Below are 18893 nucleotides of genomic sequence, written 5' to 3'. Positions count from 1 at the left end.
CATCCGGTATCCGAAATGAGTGATTTGGCGCGCTCCGGGGAACCCAGAGGCCACCACCGGTCGTTGAGCAGGCAACCAGACGACCCCGAGGAAAGGGACCATCGTGGCTCTACTGCGGAAGTTGACCGCCCTGGCCGGCACCGCCGGGGCCGTGCGCGCCTACGTGCGCAAGAACCCCGAGAAGGTCTCCAAGGCCGTGAACAAGGCCGCGACCTTCGTCGACCACAAGACCAAGGGCAAGTACCACGGCAAGATCGACGGCGCGGTGCGCAAGGTCGACGGGATGACCGGTCGGCCGCCGCGCCGCCCTTACGAGTCCTAGGCCTCGGCCAGCGTCTCGAGGATCTGCTCGCCGTACTTCGCGAGCTTGTTCTCGCCGACGCCGCTGACCGTACCCAGCTCCTGCAGCGTGGCGGGCCGTTTGGTGGCGATCTGGCGCAGGGTCGCGTCGTGGAAGATCACGTACGCGGGCACTCCCTGCTCCTTCGCCGCCGCGGCTCGCCACGAGCGCAGCAGTTCGAACACCGGCGCCGCCTCGGCGGGCATGTCGGCGACAGCCGCCTTCTTCGCACTCGACCGGGCCGCGGCCTTGGCCGCCCGCTCCGGCTCACGCCGCAGCTGGACCTTCCGCTGCCCGCTGAGCACCTCCGAGCTGCCTTCGGTGAGCACGAGCGACCCGTAGTCGCCCTCGACCGCGGCGAGCCCCTGCGCCAGCAGCTGCCGGACCACACCCCGCCACTCGGGCTCCTTCAGCTCCGTGCCGATCCCGAACACCTTCAGCGAATCGTGCCCGTGCTGGGTCACCTTCGGTGTCGTCTTGCCGAGCAGGATGTCGACGATCTGCCCGGCGCCGAACTTCTGCCGACGCTCGTTCTGCAGCCGGACGATGGTGGACAGGATCTTCTGCGCCGGAACCGTGCCGTCCCAGGTCTCCGGCGGCGCCAGGCACGTGTCGCAGTTGCCGCACGGCTCGCTCTTCTGCCCGAAATAGCTCAGCACCTGCACCCGGCGGCATTCGACCGTCTCGCACAGTCCCAGCATCGCGTTGAGGTGGGCGCTCAGCTGCCGCTTGTGCGCCTCGGAGCCCTCCGACATGTCGATCATCTTGCGCTGCTGGACGACGTCCTGGAGGCCGTACGCCAGCCACGCCGTCGACGGCAGCCCGTCACGGCCGGCGCGCCCTGTCTCCTGGTAATAGCCCTCGACGGACTTCGGCAGGTCCAGGTGGGCGACGAACCGTACGTCCGGTTTGTCGATGCCCATGCCGAACGCGATCGTCGCGACGACTGTCAGCCCGTCTTCGCGCAGGAACCGCGACTGGTGTTTCGCGCGTGTCCGCGCGTCCAGCCCGGCGTGGTAGGGCACCGCCGGAATCCCGTTCTCCACCAGGAAGTCCGCGGTCTTCTCCACGGAATTCCTCGACAGGCAGTAGACGATCCCCGCGTCGCCCTTGTGCTCGGTGCGCAGCAGTTCCAGCAGCTGGCGCTGCGGTGAGTTCTTGCCGACGATCCGGTACTGGATGTTCGGCCGGTCGAAGCTCGCGACGAAGTGCCGCGCGTCTTCGAGGTTGAGCCGGGACGCGATCTCGGCGTGCGTCGTCTTGGTGGCCGTCGCGGTGAGCGCGATCCTCGGCACGTCCGGCCAGCGTTCGTGCACCGCGGACAGCATCAGGTAGTCGGGCCGGAAATCGTGACCCCACTGGGAGACGCAGTGCGCCTCGTCGATCGCGAACAGCGAGATCTTGCCGCGGTCGAGCAACCGGACGGTCGCCTCGACCGAAAGCCGTTCCGGTGCCAGGTACAGCAGGTCCAGCTCACCGGCGAGGAACGCGGCCTCGACCCGGTTCCGCTCGGCGTAGTCCTGCGTCGAGTTGAGGAAACCCGCGCGTACGCCGACGTTGCGCAGCGCGTCGACCTGGTCCTGCATCAACGCGATCAGCGGTGAGATCACCACGCCGACCCCGGGCCGCACCAGCGCGGGGATCTGATAGCACAGCGACTTGCCGCCGCCGGTGGGCATGAGGACGAGCGCGTCACCGCCTGCGATGACGTGTTCGACGATCGCGTGCTGATCGCCGCGGAAGTCGTCGTAGCCGAAAACGCGATTCAGCGTCTCGAGGGCTTCCGAGGTACCGATGTCGGGGGCTGCCACCCGGACGATTCTAGGGGCGGGGTCCGACAGTCGACGCGCCCGCGCACCTCAGCGCGGGAAGTCCCAGTCCAGCGCCCGGTTTCCGGTGACGACCGGCCGGTAGCCGCCGATGATCGTCCCGCCGGTCTCGAGCGCTGTCGCGGTCTGCTCCAGCAGTTCGGTCAGGGTGGCGGGCCAGCTGTCGAAGCTCACCGAGCCCTCGTGGTCCCATTCGCCGAGCCGCCCGGTCCCGGTGCGCTGATCGAGGAACAGGCCGTTGCCGCCGCCGTCGATGGCGACGGGCACGAAACGTCCGTGCCACCAGTCGCCGACGTTGCCGTCCGATCCGCTCGAGATCAGCACTTCGCACAGGACCTTCGCTTCGCGCGCGACGGTTTCCGCGGAGGCCGGATGGTGGAACGGGGGGAGGGCGAAGCTGTCGCCGATGCCCGAGACGCCGTCGTGCCGCAGCAAGAAGGCGACGAGTTCGGCGGGGAAGGCGACGCCCGCCTGTCGTTGCGCCTCGGCGATCCGCTCGAGCGTCGCGGGTGGCCGGAGGCTCGCCGCCGTCGTCGGTGCCTTGGCCTTGAGCCAGCGTTCGACGCGGTCCCAGGCGGCGTTCACCCGGCGGGTGGTGGCCGCGGGGACCGGGTCGAGTGTGGCGGGCCCCTGGCCGACGCGGCAGCCGCTGTCGACGGTCAACGTCGGCCGCGTCGTGGGCGCGGGGGTGGAGTAGTACTGCGTATTGGGCGTCGTCGGTGTCATCAGTGTCGTCGGCGGGCGCTGCCCGGCCGAGAGCCACTGAGTAGCGTCGGTTTCCCCGCGCCGCGTCGTGACCGCGAAAACGAGGCCCAGCACGATGACGACACTCGCGACGGCGATCACCAAGGCGCGCCCCCACTGCTTGCGCATGGGCGGAGCCTAGTCCTCGGCGGCCTTCCGCCGTTCGCGGCGGCCGCGCGCGATCTCGGTGGCGAGCGCGTCGAGCGGCCCGGTCCAGAACCGCCGGTACTGCTCCAGCCAGCCGTCGATCTCCTTGAGCGGGCCCGGATCCACCGAGTACAGCCGGCGCGTGCCCTCGGCGCGGACGGTGGTGAAGCCGTTTTCGCGCAGGACGCGCAGATGCTGGGAGACCGCGGGTTGCGAGATCCCGAATTCGGCGCGCACCACCGCGGTCACGTCACCGGAACTCAGTTCCCCGCCCGTCAGCAGTTCCAGGATCCGGCGGCGCACCGGATCCCCGAGGACGTCGAACGCGTGCATCCGGCAACTATCACGGCCTGGGCTTATATAAGTCAAGGTTGTAAGGCAGGGGTCACCTCGTGGTGGCATCGTGGGCGGGAGACGCCGGAAGGGGAATCGATGAAACTGGCCGAGGTGATGGCCGACGGCTTCGGCCGTGTCCAAGAGGTCGTGCACGCGGCCGTCGAGGGCTTGAGCGCCGAGCAGCTGGTCGCGAGCCCGGCACCGGGCGCGAACACGATCGCCTGGCTGGTCTGGCATCTGACCCGGGTCCAGGACGATCACGTCGCCGACCTCATGGGCACCGAGCAGCTCTGGACGTCGCAGGGCTGGCTGGACCGGTTCGCCCTGCCGCTCCCGGCGGCCGACATCGGGTACGGCCATCGCCCCGAGGACGTCGACGCCGTCCGGGTCGGCTCCGCCGAGCTGCTGACCGGCTACTACGACGCGGTGCACGAGGCGACGGCGGCTTGGGTCGCCGGCCTCGCCGAAGCCGACCTTGACCGTATCGTCGACGACGCGTGGGATCCACCCGTCACCCTCGGGGTTCGCCTGGTCAGCGTGCTGTCCGACGACCTCCAGCACGCCGGGCAGGCCGCGTACCTCCGGGGGCTCGTACTCCGCGCTACGTAGACCAGGTGCCGCTCCACGACGGACGACGGGAGCACAGTCCGTCGAAACACTGGGCGCATGAGTACCTCCACGGCGCGGCGACCGCCGATGACGCTCACCCCGCGGTGGCGGAAGCTCGTCCTCGTCGTCCATGTCGTCTCGTCACTCGGCTGGCTCGGGATCACCATGGTGAACACGGTCCTGACCTTCACCTCGGTGTTCACCGACGACGCCCGGCGCCAGCACGCGGCCATCCTGATGATGGAGCAGATCGGCGGCTACCTCCTGCTGCCGGTGAGCCTGACCGCCCTGATCAGCGGGATCGTGCTCAGTCTCGGCACGAAATGGGGGCTGATCCGGTACAAGTGGGTCGCGGTCAAACTGCTGCTGACCCTGATCGCCGCCGGACTGACGTTGTTCTCTTTGTTGCCGGGGCTCCGGGAGCTGGCGGCGGCGGCCGAGTCCACTATGGACGGTATGCTCGTGCCGGCCGGTCGTCGCGTGGACGGGTTCTACCCGATCATCGTGTCCACGACGATGTACCTGACGATGACCGTGCTGTCGGTGTACAAGCCGGGCGGGAAGACGGCTTACGGACGCCGGGTGGCGGCCACGCGGGTTCGCCAGCCCGCCTAGAACTGTTCGAGGGCCTCGTCGATCCGACCGGCCTCGGTGCGCAGATCGTTCAAGGTGGTCTGGGCGGCGGCTGTCTCGTCGTTCGCCGCCTCCTCCTCGAGTTCGGCGTCGGCGAGGCGCCGCCGGAGGTCGTTCGCCTTCTCCGTCGCCTTCTCGGTCCGGCGTTCGGCTCGGGCGAGTTCGATTTCCGCCTGCTTGCAGGCCTTCACGAGATCGGCCGCTTCGCGCCGGAGCCGGTTGAACTCGGCCACCCGTTTCTGTTCGCGTTCGGCCTCTTCCCTGGCCTTGTCGATCCGCTCCTGCTCGGCCTTCTCAGCGGCCTCCCGTTTCGCCTTCCGTCGATCGTCCAAATGCGACACGGTGGCAGGCTTTTCCCGGTCCGGCACGGGTTCCCGATTCGGCGGCGGGATGAAACCGCTGGTCAGCCACTGGTCGCCGGCACTGCCGGCGCCACTGCTCAGCCGCCCGGCCAGGGCGAGGGCCGCCACCTCGGGATCGGCCACGACGGCTTCGAGCGTCGCTTCGACTTCGCGGGTGACAGGCTCGCTCATCGAGCGCTCGTCCTGCAGGATCCGGTTCACCAGTTCCTGACGCCGCCGGGTGAGCTTGCGCAGTTCCGCGCCCGCCAGTGCCGAATGCGCCTTTCGCAGATCGTCACCCAGCCGGGCGAGTTCCGCCAGCTCGGGAGACCCCGCGCGGCGATTGAGGATCGTGGCCGCCAGCGTGGGTTTCCGGAGCGCGCGGATACGTTCGGCCAACGCGGCCTCGCCCGCCGCTTTGGCCTCTTTCGCCCGCTGGTTGCGCACCGATACGAACTCGGCCGGATCGCCGGCGTAGAGCGCGTCCGCGACCTCGTCGAAGTCCATCGTCCTCCGCAGGATTCAGTAGCCTGAGCAGGTAGCCATGCCGCCGTTTCGCCCCGGCGGCACGCGTCTGACGATGATCCCACGAGAATCCGGAGCTTTCACCTTTTCGGGGTTATCCGGTCACGCTCCACTTGCGCCTCGACGATCCGCTCGACTTTGTGGACGTCCGGCATCGAATCGGCGACGCCGCCGAACGACTGTGACGCGCTCATGGCAGCGGTGGCCCATTCGAGATCGGCGCTGTCGGGCTTTCGCCCCTTCGTCAGGATCCGGTGGATCAAGGCCGCGCTGAACGCTTCACGAGCGCCCGGCGTGTCCCGCAGCCGGGCCGGGAACCGGGCGATGTCCAGGTCGGCGCGTTCCGAGCGGAAGACACAGCCGAATTCCTCGGTGACGCAGACCCCGCGGGCACCCAGGTCCCGCAAACCCTTCGCCAGCTCTTCGGTACTCGGCTCTCCCTTGACGCCCGGCATGAGCTTCTGCAGTTCCCAGCGAGTACCGATCAAGAAGTCGATGTCCTTGAAATGAGCGTAAAGCGCTTTCGGATCCTTGACCGGAGGCGCCGGCCTGACGACGACGAGAGGTTCGTTCTCCAGTTCGCCCACCGCGCGCAAGGCGGCACGGGTCGTGTCGAGCGGTTGTTCGAAGGTGATCACGACCGCGTCCGACGATTCGAGCGCGCTCCGCGGTCTCGCGGTGTGAAAATCGGTGGGGACCAGGCGGACCAGCTTCTGGTTCATCCACGAGAGGTACCTGCCCCGTCCGGACGGGGTCATGAACACCGCGACGACCGGTGAGCTCGCGTTCGGCGTGATCTTGACCAGATCCGTGTTCAGCCCTTCGCGATCCATGTAGCCGGTCAGCTCCCGGCCCGGCGCGTCGTCGCCGAGCGCGGTCATGAGGTGCACGTTCATGCCCATCCGCGCGCTCGCCACGGCGTGGACGAGGCCCTTCCCGCCGGGATGGGTCTCGTAGGTCTCCAGTGCCGCCGACGCCCCGGACTCGGGGATGTGGTCGGTGACGTAGAGCTGGTCCGTCACGGCGGAACCGATCACCGTGATCGTCGTCCCCGCCCTGCCGTCGCGGGACCTGCCCACCTCCGCCGGGATCGGATCCGGCCACGATTCTCGGACGCACAGTTCGGCGAGCTTCTCGATGGCGTCTGCCTCCTGCGTCGTGCGCAGGCCGCGGACCGTCATCGAGGTGTCCGGGGGTGGCGCCCCGAGCCATTCGTGGATCCGGCTCCACAGGTCCACCAGACGCTCGCGGCGTTCCCCGACGTCGGCGGCGTAGAGCGAGGCGATCTCCCGGCGGCCGGGCAGGCGTTTCGCGAGCAGGCCGAGGGAAAGCGCGGCGTCGACGATAGCGAGTTCGGTCAGGGGCAGCTGGCCGGCGAGCCGCCGGATGACCTTGTCCGCCGCCTCCGGCTCCAGGCCGTCGGCGGACGTGGCCTGTTTGACGACGGGAAGGTCGAAGAGCGCCCGCACCCCGACCTCGGTCGAACGCAGCCTGGCCGCGCTCAGGCCGGTTCGTGTCCTCAGGCGGGTCAACGCCGTCCGGACCGCGTCGGCGCTGGGAATCGGACCACTCATGGAATCACGGCTCCGTTTCGGATCAAGGCCGCCGACGATTCCTCTCGAGGCATCACCGACCGGCGCCAGTACGGCAATTGGCGGAGTTCGGCGGCAGATGCCGAGAGGCGAAGATCCGTTCCGGGCCACCGTGTGCACCTAGCCTATCGGATCCCTCGGAAACACCCGCCGGACCGGTGAAACCCGGGATACCCGGAGCCGGACGGCCCAAGGACAGATCGGCACTTTGGAGGTGGCGCCCTCCCGATGGCGGAACAACGATGAGCGACAGGGGGAAGCCGTCTGCCGCTGGAGGAACGAATGTCCGTCACCGAACGCGTTCCCGTTACCCCACAAGCGAATTTCCTCGGCTCCGGACCGTATCCGGAACACCGGTGGCGGGTGGTGCTCTGGTCCGTCCTCGCCGGTTTCGCCCTGACGGTGCTCTGGTCCGCGCCCTTTGTGGACAGTGTGATCGGGGACAGCGTGGCCAACACCCTCCTCGGGCACAACGCGAAGGAGACCCCGATCGGCGGAGTCCTCGCCGGGACGCTCTTCGCGTTCGTTTCGGGACTCGCCGGAACGTTCACCGCGTGCAACATCGCCGCCTTCGGTGCCGTCGCCCCGCTTGTCGGCGGAGAGACCGCCGGACGGCCGAAGTTCGTCAACACCCTGAAGCCGCTGGGCTGGATCGCGGCGGGGATGCTGACGGTCTCGGTGGTGTACGGCGTCATCGTCGCGCTCGTCGGCACGCGGATGCCGCAGTTCTCGACCGCTTCGTCGCCGAGCGGGCTCACGCCGCGGAACATCCAGTCGATGATCGTCTACGGCGTGATCGGGATCGTGTTCATCGTGCTGGGCCTGGCTTCCGTCGGTATCGTCCGCAACCCGATCGCCGGCCTCACCCGCCGGTTCCCGCACGCGCCGCTCGTCCTGATGGGCGCGCTCATCGGCGGGTTCCTGATCGGCAGGCCGTTCCCGCTGTTCCGGATGATGTTCCGCAGCGCGGCCGAAAGCCACAACGTCTTCTACGGCGCCGCCGCGTTCGCCCTCCAATCCGTCGGCAACATCGTGGTGATGGCGTTGTTGTTCCTTCTGCTCACAAACGGCACGGGCGGGCGGCTGCAGCGGTGGATGCTCGCGAAACCCACCAGGATCGCCGTGGTGACCGGGGCCGCGCTGCTGGTCGCCGGCACGTTCACGCTGCTGTACTGGGATCTGCGCGTGCTCGGCCGGACCGGCGTCCTCTGGTATCCGACCGTCAAGTGGTGAAAAGCCGCGCCAGTACCTGCCCGACAGAATCCTGAAGGCACCTCGCCGCGTCTTCCCGGCCGGCGAGGTGTTTCAGCAGGCCTTGCTGGAACAGGCCGTCGAAGAGCGCATACGTCGTCGACGGCGCGAGATCCAGCGGCTTGCCCAGCAGTTCCGCGTACCGGGCCACGACCCGCCAGATCATCAGTTCGAGTGTCTCGTCGATGGCGAGCACGTCGGTCTGGAACATCTTCTCGAACAGGCTCTGGTTGCGCAGGTCGTACCAGAGCCGATGCAGCCGGGCGTTCTCGCACAGTGTGCCCGCCGTCGCGGCGCTGAAGGCCAGCTTCAGCTCTTCTGCCGTTTCCGAAGTCTCGACTATCCGGTCGTACCTGGTGACGCATTCGGCCTTGTACTGCTTGACGCAGTAGGTGATCAGCTCGGCCTTGTTCCGGAAGTAGTAGTGCAGTACCCCGTGGGAGAACTCGGAGTTCTGCGCGATCTCCCGCAGGCTCGTGCGGGCGTAGCCCAGTTCGGACAACGTGACGAGCGCCGACATCGCCAGCTGCGCACGTCGCTGATCGAATCTGTCCACCCGGCGGGTTTCGTCACCGCTGCGGTCCGCCACGTCGGTCACAGTTCCCGGTTCCCGTCGCCTCGGGTGCCCGCCGGCCACGGGCACATCGTCGGGATTCTAGCCTGGGAAAGGGTTTTCTTGCGGCCGACAGAATTTATTCGAGCCACTCGGTGATGAACCGGTCGCTCTCGTGGATGTGGACGGCTTCGTAGGTTCCCGGTCCGATCACGGCGAACTTGTGCGGGGTTTCCGCGGGCACCACCAGGACGTCGCCCGCCCCGCCTTCGCGTTCGGCGTCCCCGATGGTGAACCTGGCCCGGCCGCGGATGACGACGAACGTCTCGCGGTACGGGTGCTGGTGCAGCCTCGGTCCGGAACCGTCGACATCGGTCCGCTCGCGGATGATCGAGACTCCGGAGCCGATGTCGCGGCCTTCGACATTTTCCAGGGTTTCGGTGGCCATTCCGCCACCCTAACCCCGGCCGCATCCACCGTGGGCCTATTCGCCGCGGTCGACCACGAACGCCGAAAGACCGACGAGCAGCGCCCTGGCGGGGTGCTCCGGGAGGCTGAGCGCGAGGTCCCTGGCCTTGGCGGCGAATCCGTGGGCTTCGGCGAGGGCGCGATCGACACCGGCGGACTCGCGCAGGAGCCCGAGCGCCTCTTCACGGAGCGCCGGATCGGGAACCGGCCCGTGCCCGATGAGCTCGCGCAAGCGGGCGGCACCGGGCCCTCGGTCGTCGAGCGCGTGAAGCATCGGCAGGGTGACGATCCCTTCGCGGAGATCCGTGCCCGCGGACTTGCCGAGGTCGGCTGTGGACGCGGCGATGTCGAGGACGTCGTCGGAGATCTGGAACGCGACACCGATCAGTTCGCCGTACTGGCCCAACGTTTCGATCGTCCGCTCATCCGCACCCGACACCTGGGCACCGAGCCGTCCCGCCATCGCGATCAGCGACGCGGACTTGTCGGCCATCACCTGGATGTGATGCTCGTAGGGCGCGTGCTGTCCACAGTCTTCGAACGGCCCCGTCGTCTCGAGGAACTGACCGCGGACGAGCCTGCCGAACGTCTTTGCCTGCGAGCGCAACGCGTAGTCGCCGAGCCCGGCGCCGACCCGCGCCGCGCAAGCGAGCACGTAGTCGCCGATCAAGACGGCCTTCTTGTTTCCCCACAAGGAATTCGCACTCGTCACGCCATGTCGCATCGGCGCCTCGTCCATGACGTCGTCGTGGTAGAGCGTCGCGACGTGGACGAGTTCGACGAGCACGGCCGCCGAGATCGCGTCGTCCCGCTCCGCCCGTTGATGGCGCTCGCCGAACGCCGCTCCGGCCAGCGCCATCAACGGCCGGAGCCGTTTCCCGCCCGCGCGGACGAGATGGGTGGCGGCTTCGGTGAGCTCCGGATAACCGGGGCTGCGCAACACCTCCTGAAGTCTGTCTTCGACCCGGGACAACCCGGTGCGGAGTCCGGCGGCGAACTCCGCGTGCCGCTCGTCGGCCGGGTCCAGGCCGAGTTCGGTGACGATCGTGGTCGTGTTCACGACCTCCAGCATCCGAGCCGGAGGTGCGCGACCGCATGGCGCGGGCGGGGGAGATCGCTCCCTCCCGAGAGGGAAACCGCCGGGTCAGAAGGGCGGCTCCGGACTGCCGGCGGTCACCGGCGGTCGCTCCCACGCGCCGTCCGACGGGGTACCGCCCGAACTCCGGCCCGCCTTGTTCACCTTCGCCGTGGCGTAGCGCAGAGACGGGCCGATCTCGTCGACATCGAGTTCCACCACCGTTCGTTTCTCGCCTTCCTTGGTCTCGAACGAGCGCTGTTTCAGCCTGCCCTGCACGATCACCCTGGTGCCGCGGGTGAGTGATTCGGCCAGGTTCTCCGCGGCCTGCTTCCACAGTGAGCAGCGCAGGAACAGCGGCTCGCCGTCGCGCCATTCCCCGCTCTCGCGGTCCAGCACGCGCGGCGTCGACGCGACCGTGAAGTTCGCGACCGCCGCTCCCGACGGGGTGAACCTCAGCTCCGGGTCGGTCGTCAGGTTGCCGATCACCGTGAGCACCGTTTCTCCGGCCATGGGACTTCCTCCTCAGCTTCCGCGCGCGGGCCCCGGCCGGGGCCCGCTGTCGCCTGGGAAGAGGAGACCACCGGGGTACGACAGTTTCCGGCGCCCCGTGGCGGGCGGGGGTCGTGAAAGGGCGGTTCAGGGCGAAAAGTGGCGTGAAGTTCCCTGTCACGGCATCCCGGCGACCTGTTTTGAGGGGTGAGGCAAAGGTGGCGTGCCGGAGTCGTCAGGGAGCACCTGGTCCTTCCTGACCGTCCTTAAGGGACTTTTGCTGTGGTGGCAGTGTCCGTTTTGCGCGGCTTCGTGAAGGGGGCGCGAGTGGTGGGTCGGGTTAGGGTCAAGGATGTCTTAGGTACCTACTGGGTTCTGGCTGCGGGTTGGTCGCGGGGCTTGGCGATCGCCGCGCGCGCCCCAGTCGCACCGGCAGTCACAGCGGCTCCGCGTGAAGGACCCCTTCCCTCGGCTCAGCCGAGGAAACTCGACCTTCACGCCTCCTCTAAGTACGTGAAGGATCCGGAACCGAGCAGGTCCAGGTCTCGTGAGTGGCGATGAGGGTTATTGGGCCGAAAGGCAAAGATGTCCTGGCAGGAATGGTGCCCCCAATGTGGCATTGGGGACATCCAGCGTCCCCAATGCCACATTCGGGGCACCACGGTGACGCAGGGCCGGGCACGTCGCGAAAGCCACTTTCGCGACATCAGATGTCCCGAAAGTGGCTTTCGCGACATGTCGCATTCGCCTTTCGGCCCAAATAGAATCCTCATTGCCACGCACGACCCCTCCGTAAAGTCGCACAAAGTGCTCAAATCGGACGCTTCAACAGGAAGAATCGTCCTTTGTGGACGGTCGCGGTCGGCTCCCTGTGGGTCGGTTCAGGCCGCGTCGTGAAGTCCCTGCTGTGAAGCCGATGGCGAGGGTCTGCTCAGCGCTGGACTCGGTCGCGCCATATTTGCCGTACCCCTCAACGGAAGCACTCCCCGAGCCGCGAGAGCCCCTCATCGATCCGATCGACCCCGACCAGCCCGTACCCGACCACCAGCCCGTCGCGCGTTCCCCCATACGAGGACAAGCTTTCGACGGCCACCCCAGCCCGCGAAGCCTTCGCGACGACATCGTCCACAGTGACCGTCGCTTGTGGATTCATCAACGCGCACAGATGGAGTCCCGCGCTCGACGGGACGACTTCCAGCACACCTCGCGACCCGTCGCGCGCGAAGGCCAGGATCCGGTCCCGCCGCGCCGAATACTCCCGGGTGGCCTTGCGCACGTGGCGAGAGAGCAGGCCTTCGTCGATGAAGCTCGCCAATGCCGCTTGGGTGACGAGGTCGCCGTGCCAGTCCATCAGTTGCTTCGCCTGCCGCAACGCCGGGCGCAGTGACGCCGGTGCGACGAGGAAACCCAGTCGCAGCAAGGGAAGCAGGGTCTTCGAGAACGATCCGACGTAGAGCACCCTGCCGCCGCGGTCCAGGCTCTGGAGCGGTTCGAGCGGCCGCTCCGAGAAGCGGTACTCGCTGTCGTAATCGTCCTCGACGATCACCGCGTCGTTCCGCTCCGCCCACGCCAGCAGCGCCGTCCTCCTGGCTAGGGACATCGGCGTGCCGAGTGGGAACTGGTGCGATGGCGTCGTATAGATCAGGCGGGTGCCCTTGGCGAGCGCGGTGACGTCGAGGCCTTCGTCGTCCACCGGCACCTTCGCGACCCGGGCGCCGAGAGCGGTGAAGAGCCGCTCAGCCGGGGGATAGCCGGGGTCTTCGACGGCGACCCGCGTGCCGGGTTCGATCAGGACCCGGCCGATCAGGTCGAGGGCCTGCTGCGCCCCCTGGGTGACCAGGACGTCCTCACCGCCGGCCTGTACTGACCGGGCGGCGCCGATGTGCCGGGCGATCGCCACTCGTAGCGCTTCGAGACCGGCCGGGTCGGCGTACCCCGACGGCGGCAGCAACGAGGGCCGCAGGGCCTGGCTGACCAGCCGTCGCCAGGTCCGCAGCGGGAACAGGGCCGGATCCGGGACGCCGACGCGGAAGTCGAAGGCGGGGGCGGACCGGTCGGCGCCGAGCGGAGCCGGAAGCGAACGCCAACGCTCGATAGGCCGTACTCCGGTGCCCGCCGGCGCGGCACGCTCCGAGCGAGCCACTGGATCGGCGCTGACGAACGTCCCGCGTCCGACATGGCTGCTGAGGAAGCCTTCCGCGGTGAGCCGTTCGTAGGCGACGGCGACGGTGTTGCGCGAGACGTCGAGTTCGAGGGCCAGTTCCCTGGTCGGCGGCAGGCGTTCCCCGGGGCGCAGGCGCCCGTCGAGGATGCCGTCGCGGAGCTGACGGTAGATCCGCGCGGCCAGGTCGGTATGACCGTCGAGGCTGATGTGGAACGGCACGGCCTGAGCCTATATTGGCCCAACCAGAATGTCGGATATTGGAACTGGGATGTGGCCAATCCGACGCCTAACTTGAGTCCATGGAGTCCACGAAGAGACTGGCCTTGGCCCAGCTGATCAGCTCCGTCGGCGACGGCGCCTACTACGTCAGCTCGGCCCTGTACTTCACGCTGATCGTCGGGCTTTCGCCCGCGCAGGTCGGCCTCGGCCTCACTGTGGGCTGGGCGGCGGGCTCGGTGGCCGGAGTCGCGCTGGGGCATCTGGCCGACCGTCGCGGGCCGAAGGGGACGGCCGTCTTCCTGGGACTCGGCACCGCCGCGTCGGTCACGGCGTTCCTCTTCGTCGATTCGGTCGTCGCGTTCGTGCTCGCGGCCTGCGTCTACGCCTGCTTCCAATGCGGGCTCGGCGCGGCGAGGCAGGCGTTGCTCGCCGCTCTGATCGACCCGGCCGAGCGCACGACGTTCCGGGCCCGGCTGCAGGCGATGTCCAACGCGGGGATCGCGACCGGCGCTGCGCTCGGCGGGATCGCGCTGGCGCTCGGCACGCGAGAAGCCTTCCTGACCGTCTTCGTCATCGACGCGCTGGCTTTCGTCGCCGCGGCTCTCGTCCTCCGCGAGGTCGCTTCGGTGGCACCGGTGCCGGCGAAGACCGGCGAGCCGTCCGTGGCCGTGCTCCGCGACCGCCCGTACGCGCTGTTGGCGTTGCTCAACATGATCATGTTGCTCTACATGCCGCTGTTCAGCCTGGTCCTGCCGCTGTGGATCTCGACGAAGACCGCCGCTCCCGGCTGGCTGGTCTCGGCGATGCTGGTGCTCAACACGGCGAGTGTGGTGGTCTTCCAGGTCCGCGTGGCGCGCGGCGTGACCGGCCTGCGCAGTGCCTCGCGCTACGCCCGGTACGCGGGCTTGCTGCTTTTCCTCTCCTGCTTGATCTTCTCGTTCTCCGCCCTGAGCAGTTCCGCGTGGGCGGCGGCACTGGTCCTGCTCGCGGGGGCCGCGTTGCAGGTGGTGGGGGAGATGGCCCAGGCGGCGGGCTCGTGGGAGATCGGCTTCGGGCTCGCTCCCGACGGCAAGCAAGGCCAGTACCAGGGGCTCTTCGGGGCAGGGACCGCTGTGGCCCGCATGCTCGGCCCGGTCCTGCTGACCGGCCTGATCCTGGTGGGCGGCGCGGCGGGCTGGGTGGTGCTGGGCGGGCTGTTCCTGCTCGCGGGCATGCTCACCACACCCGCCGTTCGCTGGGCGGAGCGGACCAGGTCACTGCGGAGTGAACTTGAGGACGGCGGCACCGTCGCCCACGCCGAGAAGTTTGATCGCAAGGTCGTTGTAGACCAGCTCGCTGCCCGTCCATAGCTTGGCTTTGAAGTCCTTGCCCGTCCCCGAGGCCTCGCATTTTCCGGCGCAGGAGTCGCCCTGCCGCTTCCCGATGCCCCTGGCGATCAGCATGACGGTTTCGCCGTCCACGGACAGCACGCTCACGGATTCGACGTTGGTCCGGGCGGGGAGCGCCACTTTCGCGCCCACCGGTGCGCTCACCTCGCAGAGACCGTCGGCGCAGGCGGAGAGATCGGTGCCGTCCGCGGGCTTCGGGGGCTCGGCGGGGGAGGGCGAACCGCAGCCCGCCACGAGAGCGAGTGCGGCGAGGGGCAGGAGAAGGCGTCGACGCATGTCGGAGAGCGTAGGAAGGTCCACTCGGGACTGGTCCCGGGATCAGCCCTCGAGTGCCTGGCGGAAGTGGTCGGCGAGGTCGAGTCCGGCGGCTTCTTCCCGGGTGTACCAGGCGAAGGCGTCGTGTTCCTCGGGATTGAGCACGACTTCGCCCGGTTCCCCTTCGGCGAGCTCGTACACGGCGGCGTGGATCCGCATCGGCCTGCCCTCGACGTCGTCCCAGCCGTGGGTGCCGCGTTCGCCGGTGACCCGGACGGTCAGCCCGGTCTCCTCGGCGAACTCGCGGACCACGGTCTGCCGCGGCTGTTCACCCGGCTCGACGGTGCCGCCCGGCAGTTCCCAGTGGCCGCCGAGGAAGGACCCCGGACGCCGCCGGATGAACAGGATCTTCCCGTCGCGGATGAGCCTGCCGTAGGCCAAGTACTTGTCCGTCACCAGCGCATCTTCCCCTATTCGGGACACTTCTCGGATCGAGGACAGAAACTGTCCGCAATGCCTCGTAGCGTGGGCTTCATGGAAAACACCGAGATCCGCCCCTTCCGCCTCGACGTCCCCCAGGAGCAGCTGGACGAACTGCGCGCGAAGCTCGGCAGCGCGCGCTGGCCCGCTCCGCTCCCCGGGGACGGGTGGGACACCGGAGTGCCGGTGTCCTGGCTGCGCGGACTCGCCGAATACTGGTGCGACGGTTACGACTGGCGTGCCGCCGAAAGTGAGATCAACCGCTTTCCGCAGTTCACCACGGTCATCGACGGACAGCGGATTCACTTCCTGCACGTCCGCTCGCCCGAGCCCGACGCGACCCCGCTGATCCTCACGCACGGCTGGCCGGGTTCGGTGGCGGAGTTCCTGGACGTCATCGGTCCGCTCACCGACCCGAAGGCACACGGTGGCGACGCGGCGGACGCGTTCCACCTCGTGATCCCGTCGCTGCCCGGCTTCGGGTTCTCCGGCCCCGTCTCGGATTCCGGCTGGACCATGCCGAGGATCGGCCGCGCCTGGGCGGAGCTGATGCGGCGGCTCGGGTACGAGCGCTACGGCGTCCAAGGCGGCGACCTCGGTGCCGACGTGTCGCCGGCGGTGGGCCGGAGCGCGCCGGACAAGGTGATCGGCGTGCACGTCAACGGCGGCCTGACGCCGATGCCCCCGATGTCGCTTTCGGAGGAGGAACTCGCTTCTCTCACCGACATCGAACGCGACCGCATCCGGCGGATCGGGGCTTTCATGCAGGAGGAGTTCGGGTACATCGCGATCCAGTCGACACGGCCGCAGACCCTTGGTTACGGGCTCGTGGATTCCCCGGTCGCACAACTGGCGTGGATCATGGACAAGTTCCGTGAGTGGACGCATCCGCGCCCGACGCTGCCCGAGGAGATCATCGGCCGGGACAGGTTGCTGACCAACGTCATGTTCACCTGGCTCACCGGCACGGCGGCTTCGTCCGCGTACGTCGGCTACGCGCAGGCGGAGACCTGGGGAGCCGTCGAGAAGAACTCCGGCGTGCCGACGGCGGCGCTGATCTTCGCGCACGACGTCGGGATCCGGCGGTACTCGGAGGAGGCGCACACGATCGTGCGGTGGACCGACGTCGATCGCGGTGGTCACTTCGCGGCGATGGAAGAGCCCGAAATCCTGGTCGCGGACGTGCGGGAATTCTTCCGGTCCCTCAAATGACGAGCACGGCCGCTTCCCCGAGGAACCGGCCGTAATCGTCCACTTCGGACTCCAGCCCGGTGATGGCGGTCCGCGAAAGCGTGGCGAAGGGTTCGATGACGACCTTCATCTGCTTCGCGGTCCGCTTGGTGTGCCAGGTTCCGGCGATCCTGCCGTCGACCAGCACGGTCGGCGCGATCATCCCGCCGCCGGAGTTGACGCGTTTCGCCTCGGCCGGATCGAGGAGCAGATCACGGTCGCGGTAGCCCAGCAGAAAGGTGTCGAAGGCGCCGAGCAGGCGCGGGGGACACGGGGGAGCGGAAAGCTCGGTCTCGGCGAGGGCGAAGCCGCTGCCGGCGGGAACGAGATCGAGCTTGCCGAAGGCCTCGCGGCAGAGCCCGAGCGGCAGTCCGGACCAGGCACCGAAGTCCTCGCCAGTCGCGATGCCATACGCGGTCAGGTAGCGATGGGCGAGTTCCGCGTGCGGCTCGTCCGGGGTGTGTTCCTCAGTGGTCCACTCGTCGAGTAGTACGTACGTCGGCTCCGCGCCGTCGTCCTGGCCTCGGCAGAGCAGCCCGCGGTTGGCCGCGTACGCCAGGAGATGGGCCGGTGCCTGGGACTTAGCGTCGAGCACGATGCCGTCGGCGGCCAAGCCGTCGACGATCTCTCGCCGGGTGAGCGCCTTGCCCGGCAAGAGGTCCTGGAGGCGTTTCAGCGCGCTTTCGCAGAGTTCGTCGGTGAGGTCCAGTTGCCGTCGGCGTCCCTGCCCCGCCTGGGCGTTGCGCGGACCGAACAGCCGGTTCAGCCAACGGAGATCCGCCGACGGCACGAGGTGGAGGGTCTTGCGCATCAGCCAGGTGCGCGTCACCTCGCGGGACACGTCGACGTCCGACTCGGTCAGGCCCCGGCTGCGGGCCCGGATCGCGAGCCTGGCGGCGGGGCTCGACTGTGCCTGGATCGCGGCGACGGACCGCGCCACGTCGAGCACGTCCGTGGCCGGGGCGCTGAGCAGTTGCGCGCGGGCGCGGACAGCGCGGATGTCGTCGTCGGACAGCGTCACCCGGTGACGATCTCATGGGCGTGAGCGGTTCGGCTACGGTGGAGCCGTGACCCAGTCCTCGTACCCGGCCGCCCTGCGGTGGCTGTTGTTGTGCGTGGTGGCGCTGGGACTGGTCGGGATGCATCACGTCATCGCCGGGGCCGGTCACGGCGCGGGGCACGAGACCGCCGCGGTCGCGATGGCGGATCCGTGTTGTGCGGACACTCCTTCGCACGACGACGGCGCACCTACTGAACACAGTGGACTGCATCTGTGTCTCGCGGTGCTCGCCGCGGCCGTGTTGTTGATCGTCACCTGGCTGCTCGTCCGGACAGGGCGGATGGTGCGGACCGGGAAGTCGCGGCAGAGCGGTGGCTCGGCTCCGGGTCGTGATCCGCCGCGCTGGAGACCGGTTCTCCGGCACTTGTCCTTCCTCTGCGTGTCGCGGGTGTGACAGGCGAGCACGTCTCGCCCTACCCGAAACGACTTGAGGAAGAACCATGACCAGCAGGAAACTGGTCGGGGCGGCCCTCGCCGCCCTGGCCTCCTTCGTCGTGCTCGCCGGCTGCGCCGGTTCCGACACCGCTTCCAGCGGGCACGACATGTCCACGATGAAGGCACCGGATCCCCAGCAGGCCGGGCACAACCAGGCCGACGTCACGTTCGCGCAAGGGATGATCCCGCACCACGAACAGGCGCTCGCGATGGCGAAACTCGTCGACGGCCGCACCCGCGACGCGAAGGTCGTCGTTCTCGCCGCCCGCATCAAGCAGGCGCAGGACCCGGAAATCCAGCAGCTGAACGGATTGCTGAAGGGCTGGGGAGTGGCGCCGTCGGGTGAGCACTCCGCGCACGGCTCGATGTCCGGCATGATGACCGAGGACGATCTCGCGAAACTCGGCCAAGCCAAGGGCGCCGCGTTCGACAAGCAGTGGCTGGAAATGATGGTCAAGCATCACGAGGGCGCGCTCGCGATGGCGAAGACAGCGTTGCGGCAGGGCAGCAACGCCGAGGTGAAAGCGTTGGCGCAGAAGGTGATCGACGGTCAGCAGGCCGAGATCACCGAGATGCGCATGCTCCTCGGCTGAGTCAGGCGGTGTTGAGTGAGGCGGTGGGGGGGGGGGGGGGGGGCCGCCGCCCCCCCCCCCCCCCGCCGCCCCCGCGCCCCCCCCGCGGGGTTGGGGGTGGGGGACCCGGGGCCCCCGGCGGGAGTGGCGGGCGG

The 18893-nt window shown here is 68.6% G+C and carries 21 protein-coding genes; 8 read left to right on the top strand and 13 right to left on the bottom strand.

What is annotated here, in order from left to right:
• Positions 1 to 103 precede the first annotated feature (103 nt).
• The gene (locus tag ACZ6YV_RS28310) at positions 104 to 322 is read left to right on the top strand and encodes an antitoxin (protein WP_465512493.1); all 219 of its coding nucleotides are present in this window, start codon (positions 104 to 106) and stop codon (positions 320 to 322) included.
• Here the strand turns inward: ACZ6YV_RS28310 and recQ are convergent.
• From recQ to ACZ6YV_RS28295, 3 genes are read right to left on the bottom strand one after another with little or no spacing between them, the layout of a single operon-like run.
• A complete protein-coding gene (gene recQ / locus ACZ6YV_RS28305; RefSeq protein WP_465512492.1) occupies positions 319 to 2151 on the bottom strand; it encodes a DNA helicase RecQ in 1833 nt (610 codons plus the stop codon). The genes ACZ6YV_RS28310 and recQ overlap by 4 nt on opposite strands.
• A gap of 48 nt (positions 2152 to 2199) precedes the next feature.
• Complete coding sequence (locus ACZ6YV_RS28300) at positions 2200 to 3042, bottom strand: SMI1/KNR4 family protein (protein ID WP_465512491.1); 843 nt, start codon at positions 3040 to 3042, stop codon at positions 2200 to 2202.
• Positions 3043 to 3051: 9 nt separating this feature from the next.
• Positions 3052 to 3393: an ArsR/SmtB family transcription factor gene (locus ACZ6YV_RS28295; RefSeq protein ID WP_378237619.1), complete on the bottom strand. Its 342-nt coding sequence runs from the start codon at positions 3391 to 3393 to the stop codon at positions 3052 to 3054.
• A 99-nt stretch (positions 3394 to 3492) separates the two neighbouring features.
• On the opposite strand from ACZ6YV_RS28295, the gene ACZ6YV_RS28290 reads away from it, so the two are divergent.
• Both ACZ6YV_RS28290 and ACZ6YV_RS28285 read left to right on the top strand, forming a co-directional pair.
• Positions 3493 to 4005 carry a mycothiol transferase gene (locus ACZ6YV_RS28290; protein WP_465512490.1) on the top strand — a complete coding sequence of 171 codons (513 nt, stop codon included), beginning with the start codon at positions 3493 to 3495 and terminating at the stop codon, positions 4003 to 4005.
• Positions 4006 to 4062: 57 nt separating this feature from the next.
• A complete protein-coding gene (locus tag ACZ6YV_RS28285) occupies positions 4063 to 4620 on the top strand; it encodes a hypothetical protein (RefSeq protein ID WP_465512489.1) in 558 nt (185 codons plus the stop codon).
• Here the strand turns inward: ACZ6YV_RS28285 and ACZ6YV_RS28280 are convergent.
• Together ACZ6YV_RS28280 and ACZ6YV_RS28275 are read right to left on the bottom strand one after the other, a co-directional pair.
• Positions 4617 to 5486 (bottom strand): hypothetical protein, encoded by an 870-nt coding sequence (locus ACZ6YV_RS28280; protein ID WP_465512488.1) that lies wholly within the window; start codon positions 5484 to 5486, stop codon positions 4617 to 4619. The two genes, ACZ6YV_RS28285 and ACZ6YV_RS28280, sit on opposite strands and share 4 nt — an antisense overlap.
• Positions 5487 to 5584: 98 nt before the next feature.
• Positions 5585 to 7078, bottom strand: a complete 1494-nt coding sequence (locus ACZ6YV_RS28275; RefSeq protein ID WP_465512487.1) for a PfkB family carbohydrate kinase — start codon at positions 7076 to 7078, stop codon at positions 5585 to 5587.
• A 300-nt stretch (positions 7079 to 7378) separates the two neighbouring features.
• On the opposite strand from ACZ6YV_RS28275, the gene ACZ6YV_RS28270 reads away from it, so the two are divergent.
• Positions 7379 to 8329, top strand: coding sequence for a hypothetical protein (locus ACZ6YV_RS28270; protein WP_465512486.1), 951 nt, complete (start codon positions 7379 to 7381; stop codon positions 8327 to 8329).
• Here the strand turns inward: ACZ6YV_RS28270 and ACZ6YV_RS28265 are convergent.
• The 5 genes from ACZ6YV_RS28265 to pdxR all read right to left on the bottom strand — a co-directional run bounded on the left by ACZ6YV_RS28265 (position 8319) and on the right by pdxR (position 13318).
• The gene (locus ACZ6YV_RS28265; protein ID WP_465512485.1) at positions 8319 to 8945 is read right to left on the bottom strand and encodes a TetR/AcrR family transcriptional regulator; all 627 of its coding nucleotides are present in this window, start codon (positions 8943 to 8945) and stop codon (positions 8319 to 8321) included. The two genes, ACZ6YV_RS28270 and ACZ6YV_RS28265, sit on opposite strands and share 11 nt — an antisense overlap.
• A gap of 94 nt (positions 8946 to 9039) precedes the next feature.
• Positions 9040 to 9348 carry a cupin domain-containing protein gene (locus tag ACZ6YV_RS28260; RefSeq protein ID WP_465512484.1) on the bottom strand — a complete coding sequence of 103 codons (309 nt, stop codon included), beginning with the start codon at positions 9346 to 9348 and terminating at the stop codon, positions 9040 to 9042.
• Positions 9349 to 9384: 36 nt separating this feature from the next.
• The gene (locus tag ACZ6YV_RS28255; RefSeq protein ID WP_465512483.1) at positions 9385 to 10428 is read right to left on the bottom strand and encodes a polyprenyl synthetase family protein; all 1044 of its coding nucleotides are present in this window, start codon (positions 10426 to 10428) and stop codon (positions 9385 to 9387) included.
• Between the two features lie 84 nt (positions 10429 to 10512).
• Positions 10513 to 10956: a single-stranded DNA-binding protein gene (locus tag ACZ6YV_RS28250; protein ID WP_378237629.1), complete on the bottom strand. Its 444-nt coding sequence runs from the start codon at positions 10954 to 10956 to the stop codon at positions 10513 to 10515.
• Positions 10957 to 11905: 949 nt separating this feature from the next.
• A complete protein-coding gene (gene pdxR, locus ACZ6YV_RS28245) occupies positions 11906 to 13318 on the bottom strand; it encodes a MocR-like pyridoxine biosynthesis transcription factor PdxR (protein ID WP_465512482.1) in 1413 nt (470 codons plus the stop codon).
• Positions 13319 to 13398: 80 nt separating this feature from the next.
• On the opposite strand from pdxR, the gene ACZ6YV_RS28240 reads away from it, so the two are divergent.
• Complete coding sequence (locus ACZ6YV_RS28240) at positions 13399 to 14667, top strand: MFS transporter (protein ID WP_465512481.1); 1269 nt, start codon at positions 13399 to 13401, stop codon at positions 14665 to 14667.
• On the opposite strand, the gene ACZ6YV_RS28235 is transcribed toward ACZ6YV_RS28240, so the two are convergent.
• Complete coding sequence (locus tag ACZ6YV_RS28235; RefSeq protein WP_465512480.1) at positions 14572 to 14982, bottom strand: hypothetical protein; 411 nt, start codon at positions 14980 to 14982, stop codon at positions 14572 to 14574. The two genes, ACZ6YV_RS28240 and ACZ6YV_RS28235, sit on opposite strands and share 96 nt — an antisense overlap.
• A 42-nt stretch (positions 14983 to 15024) precedes the next feature.
• Positions 15025 to 15417, bottom strand: a complete 393-nt coding sequence (locus ACZ6YV_RS28230) for an NUDIX hydrolase (protein ID WP_465512479.1) — start codon at positions 15415 to 15417, stop codon at positions 15025 to 15027.
• Between the two features lie 78 nt (positions 15418 to 15495).
• Between ACZ6YV_RS28230 and ACZ6YV_RS28225 the strand changes: the two genes are divergently transcribed.
• Positions 15496 to 16653, top strand: coding sequence for an epoxide hydrolase family protein (locus tag ACZ6YV_RS28225; protein WP_465512478.1), 1158 nt, complete (start codon positions 15496 to 15498; stop codon positions 16651 to 16653).
• Here the strand turns inward: ACZ6YV_RS28225 and ACZ6YV_RS28220 are convergent.
• Positions 16646 to 17692, bottom strand: a complete 1047-nt coding sequence (locus ACZ6YV_RS28220) for a winged helix DNA-binding domain-containing protein (RefSeq protein ID WP_465512477.1) — start codon at positions 17690 to 17692, stop codon at positions 16646 to 16648. The two genes, ACZ6YV_RS28225 and ACZ6YV_RS28220, sit on opposite strands and share 8 nt — an antisense overlap.
• A gap of 46 nt (positions 17693 to 17738) precedes the next feature.
• Here ACZ6YV_RS28220 and ACZ6YV_RS28215 point away from each other — a divergent pair, with 46 nt between their 5' ends.
• Positions 17739 to 18125: a DUF6153 family protein gene (locus ACZ6YV_RS28215; protein WP_465512476.1), complete on the top strand. Its 387-nt coding sequence runs from the start codon at positions 17739 to 17741 to the stop codon at positions 18123 to 18125.
• Between the two features lie 46 nt (positions 18126 to 18171).
• On the top strand, positions 18172 to 18759 hold the full coding sequence (locus tag ACZ6YV_RS28210) for a DUF305 domain-containing protein (RefSeq protein WP_465512475.1): 588 nt from the start codon (positions 18172 to 18174) through the stop codon (positions 18757 to 18759).
• The last annotated feature ends 134 nt before the right edge of the window (positions 18760 to 18893 follow it).

This window comes from Amycolatopsis sp. NPDC102522 (assembly GCF_055584485.1).
Note: the sequence above shows the minus strand (reverse complement) of the source record. Positions and strands in the feature narration are given on the sequence as shown.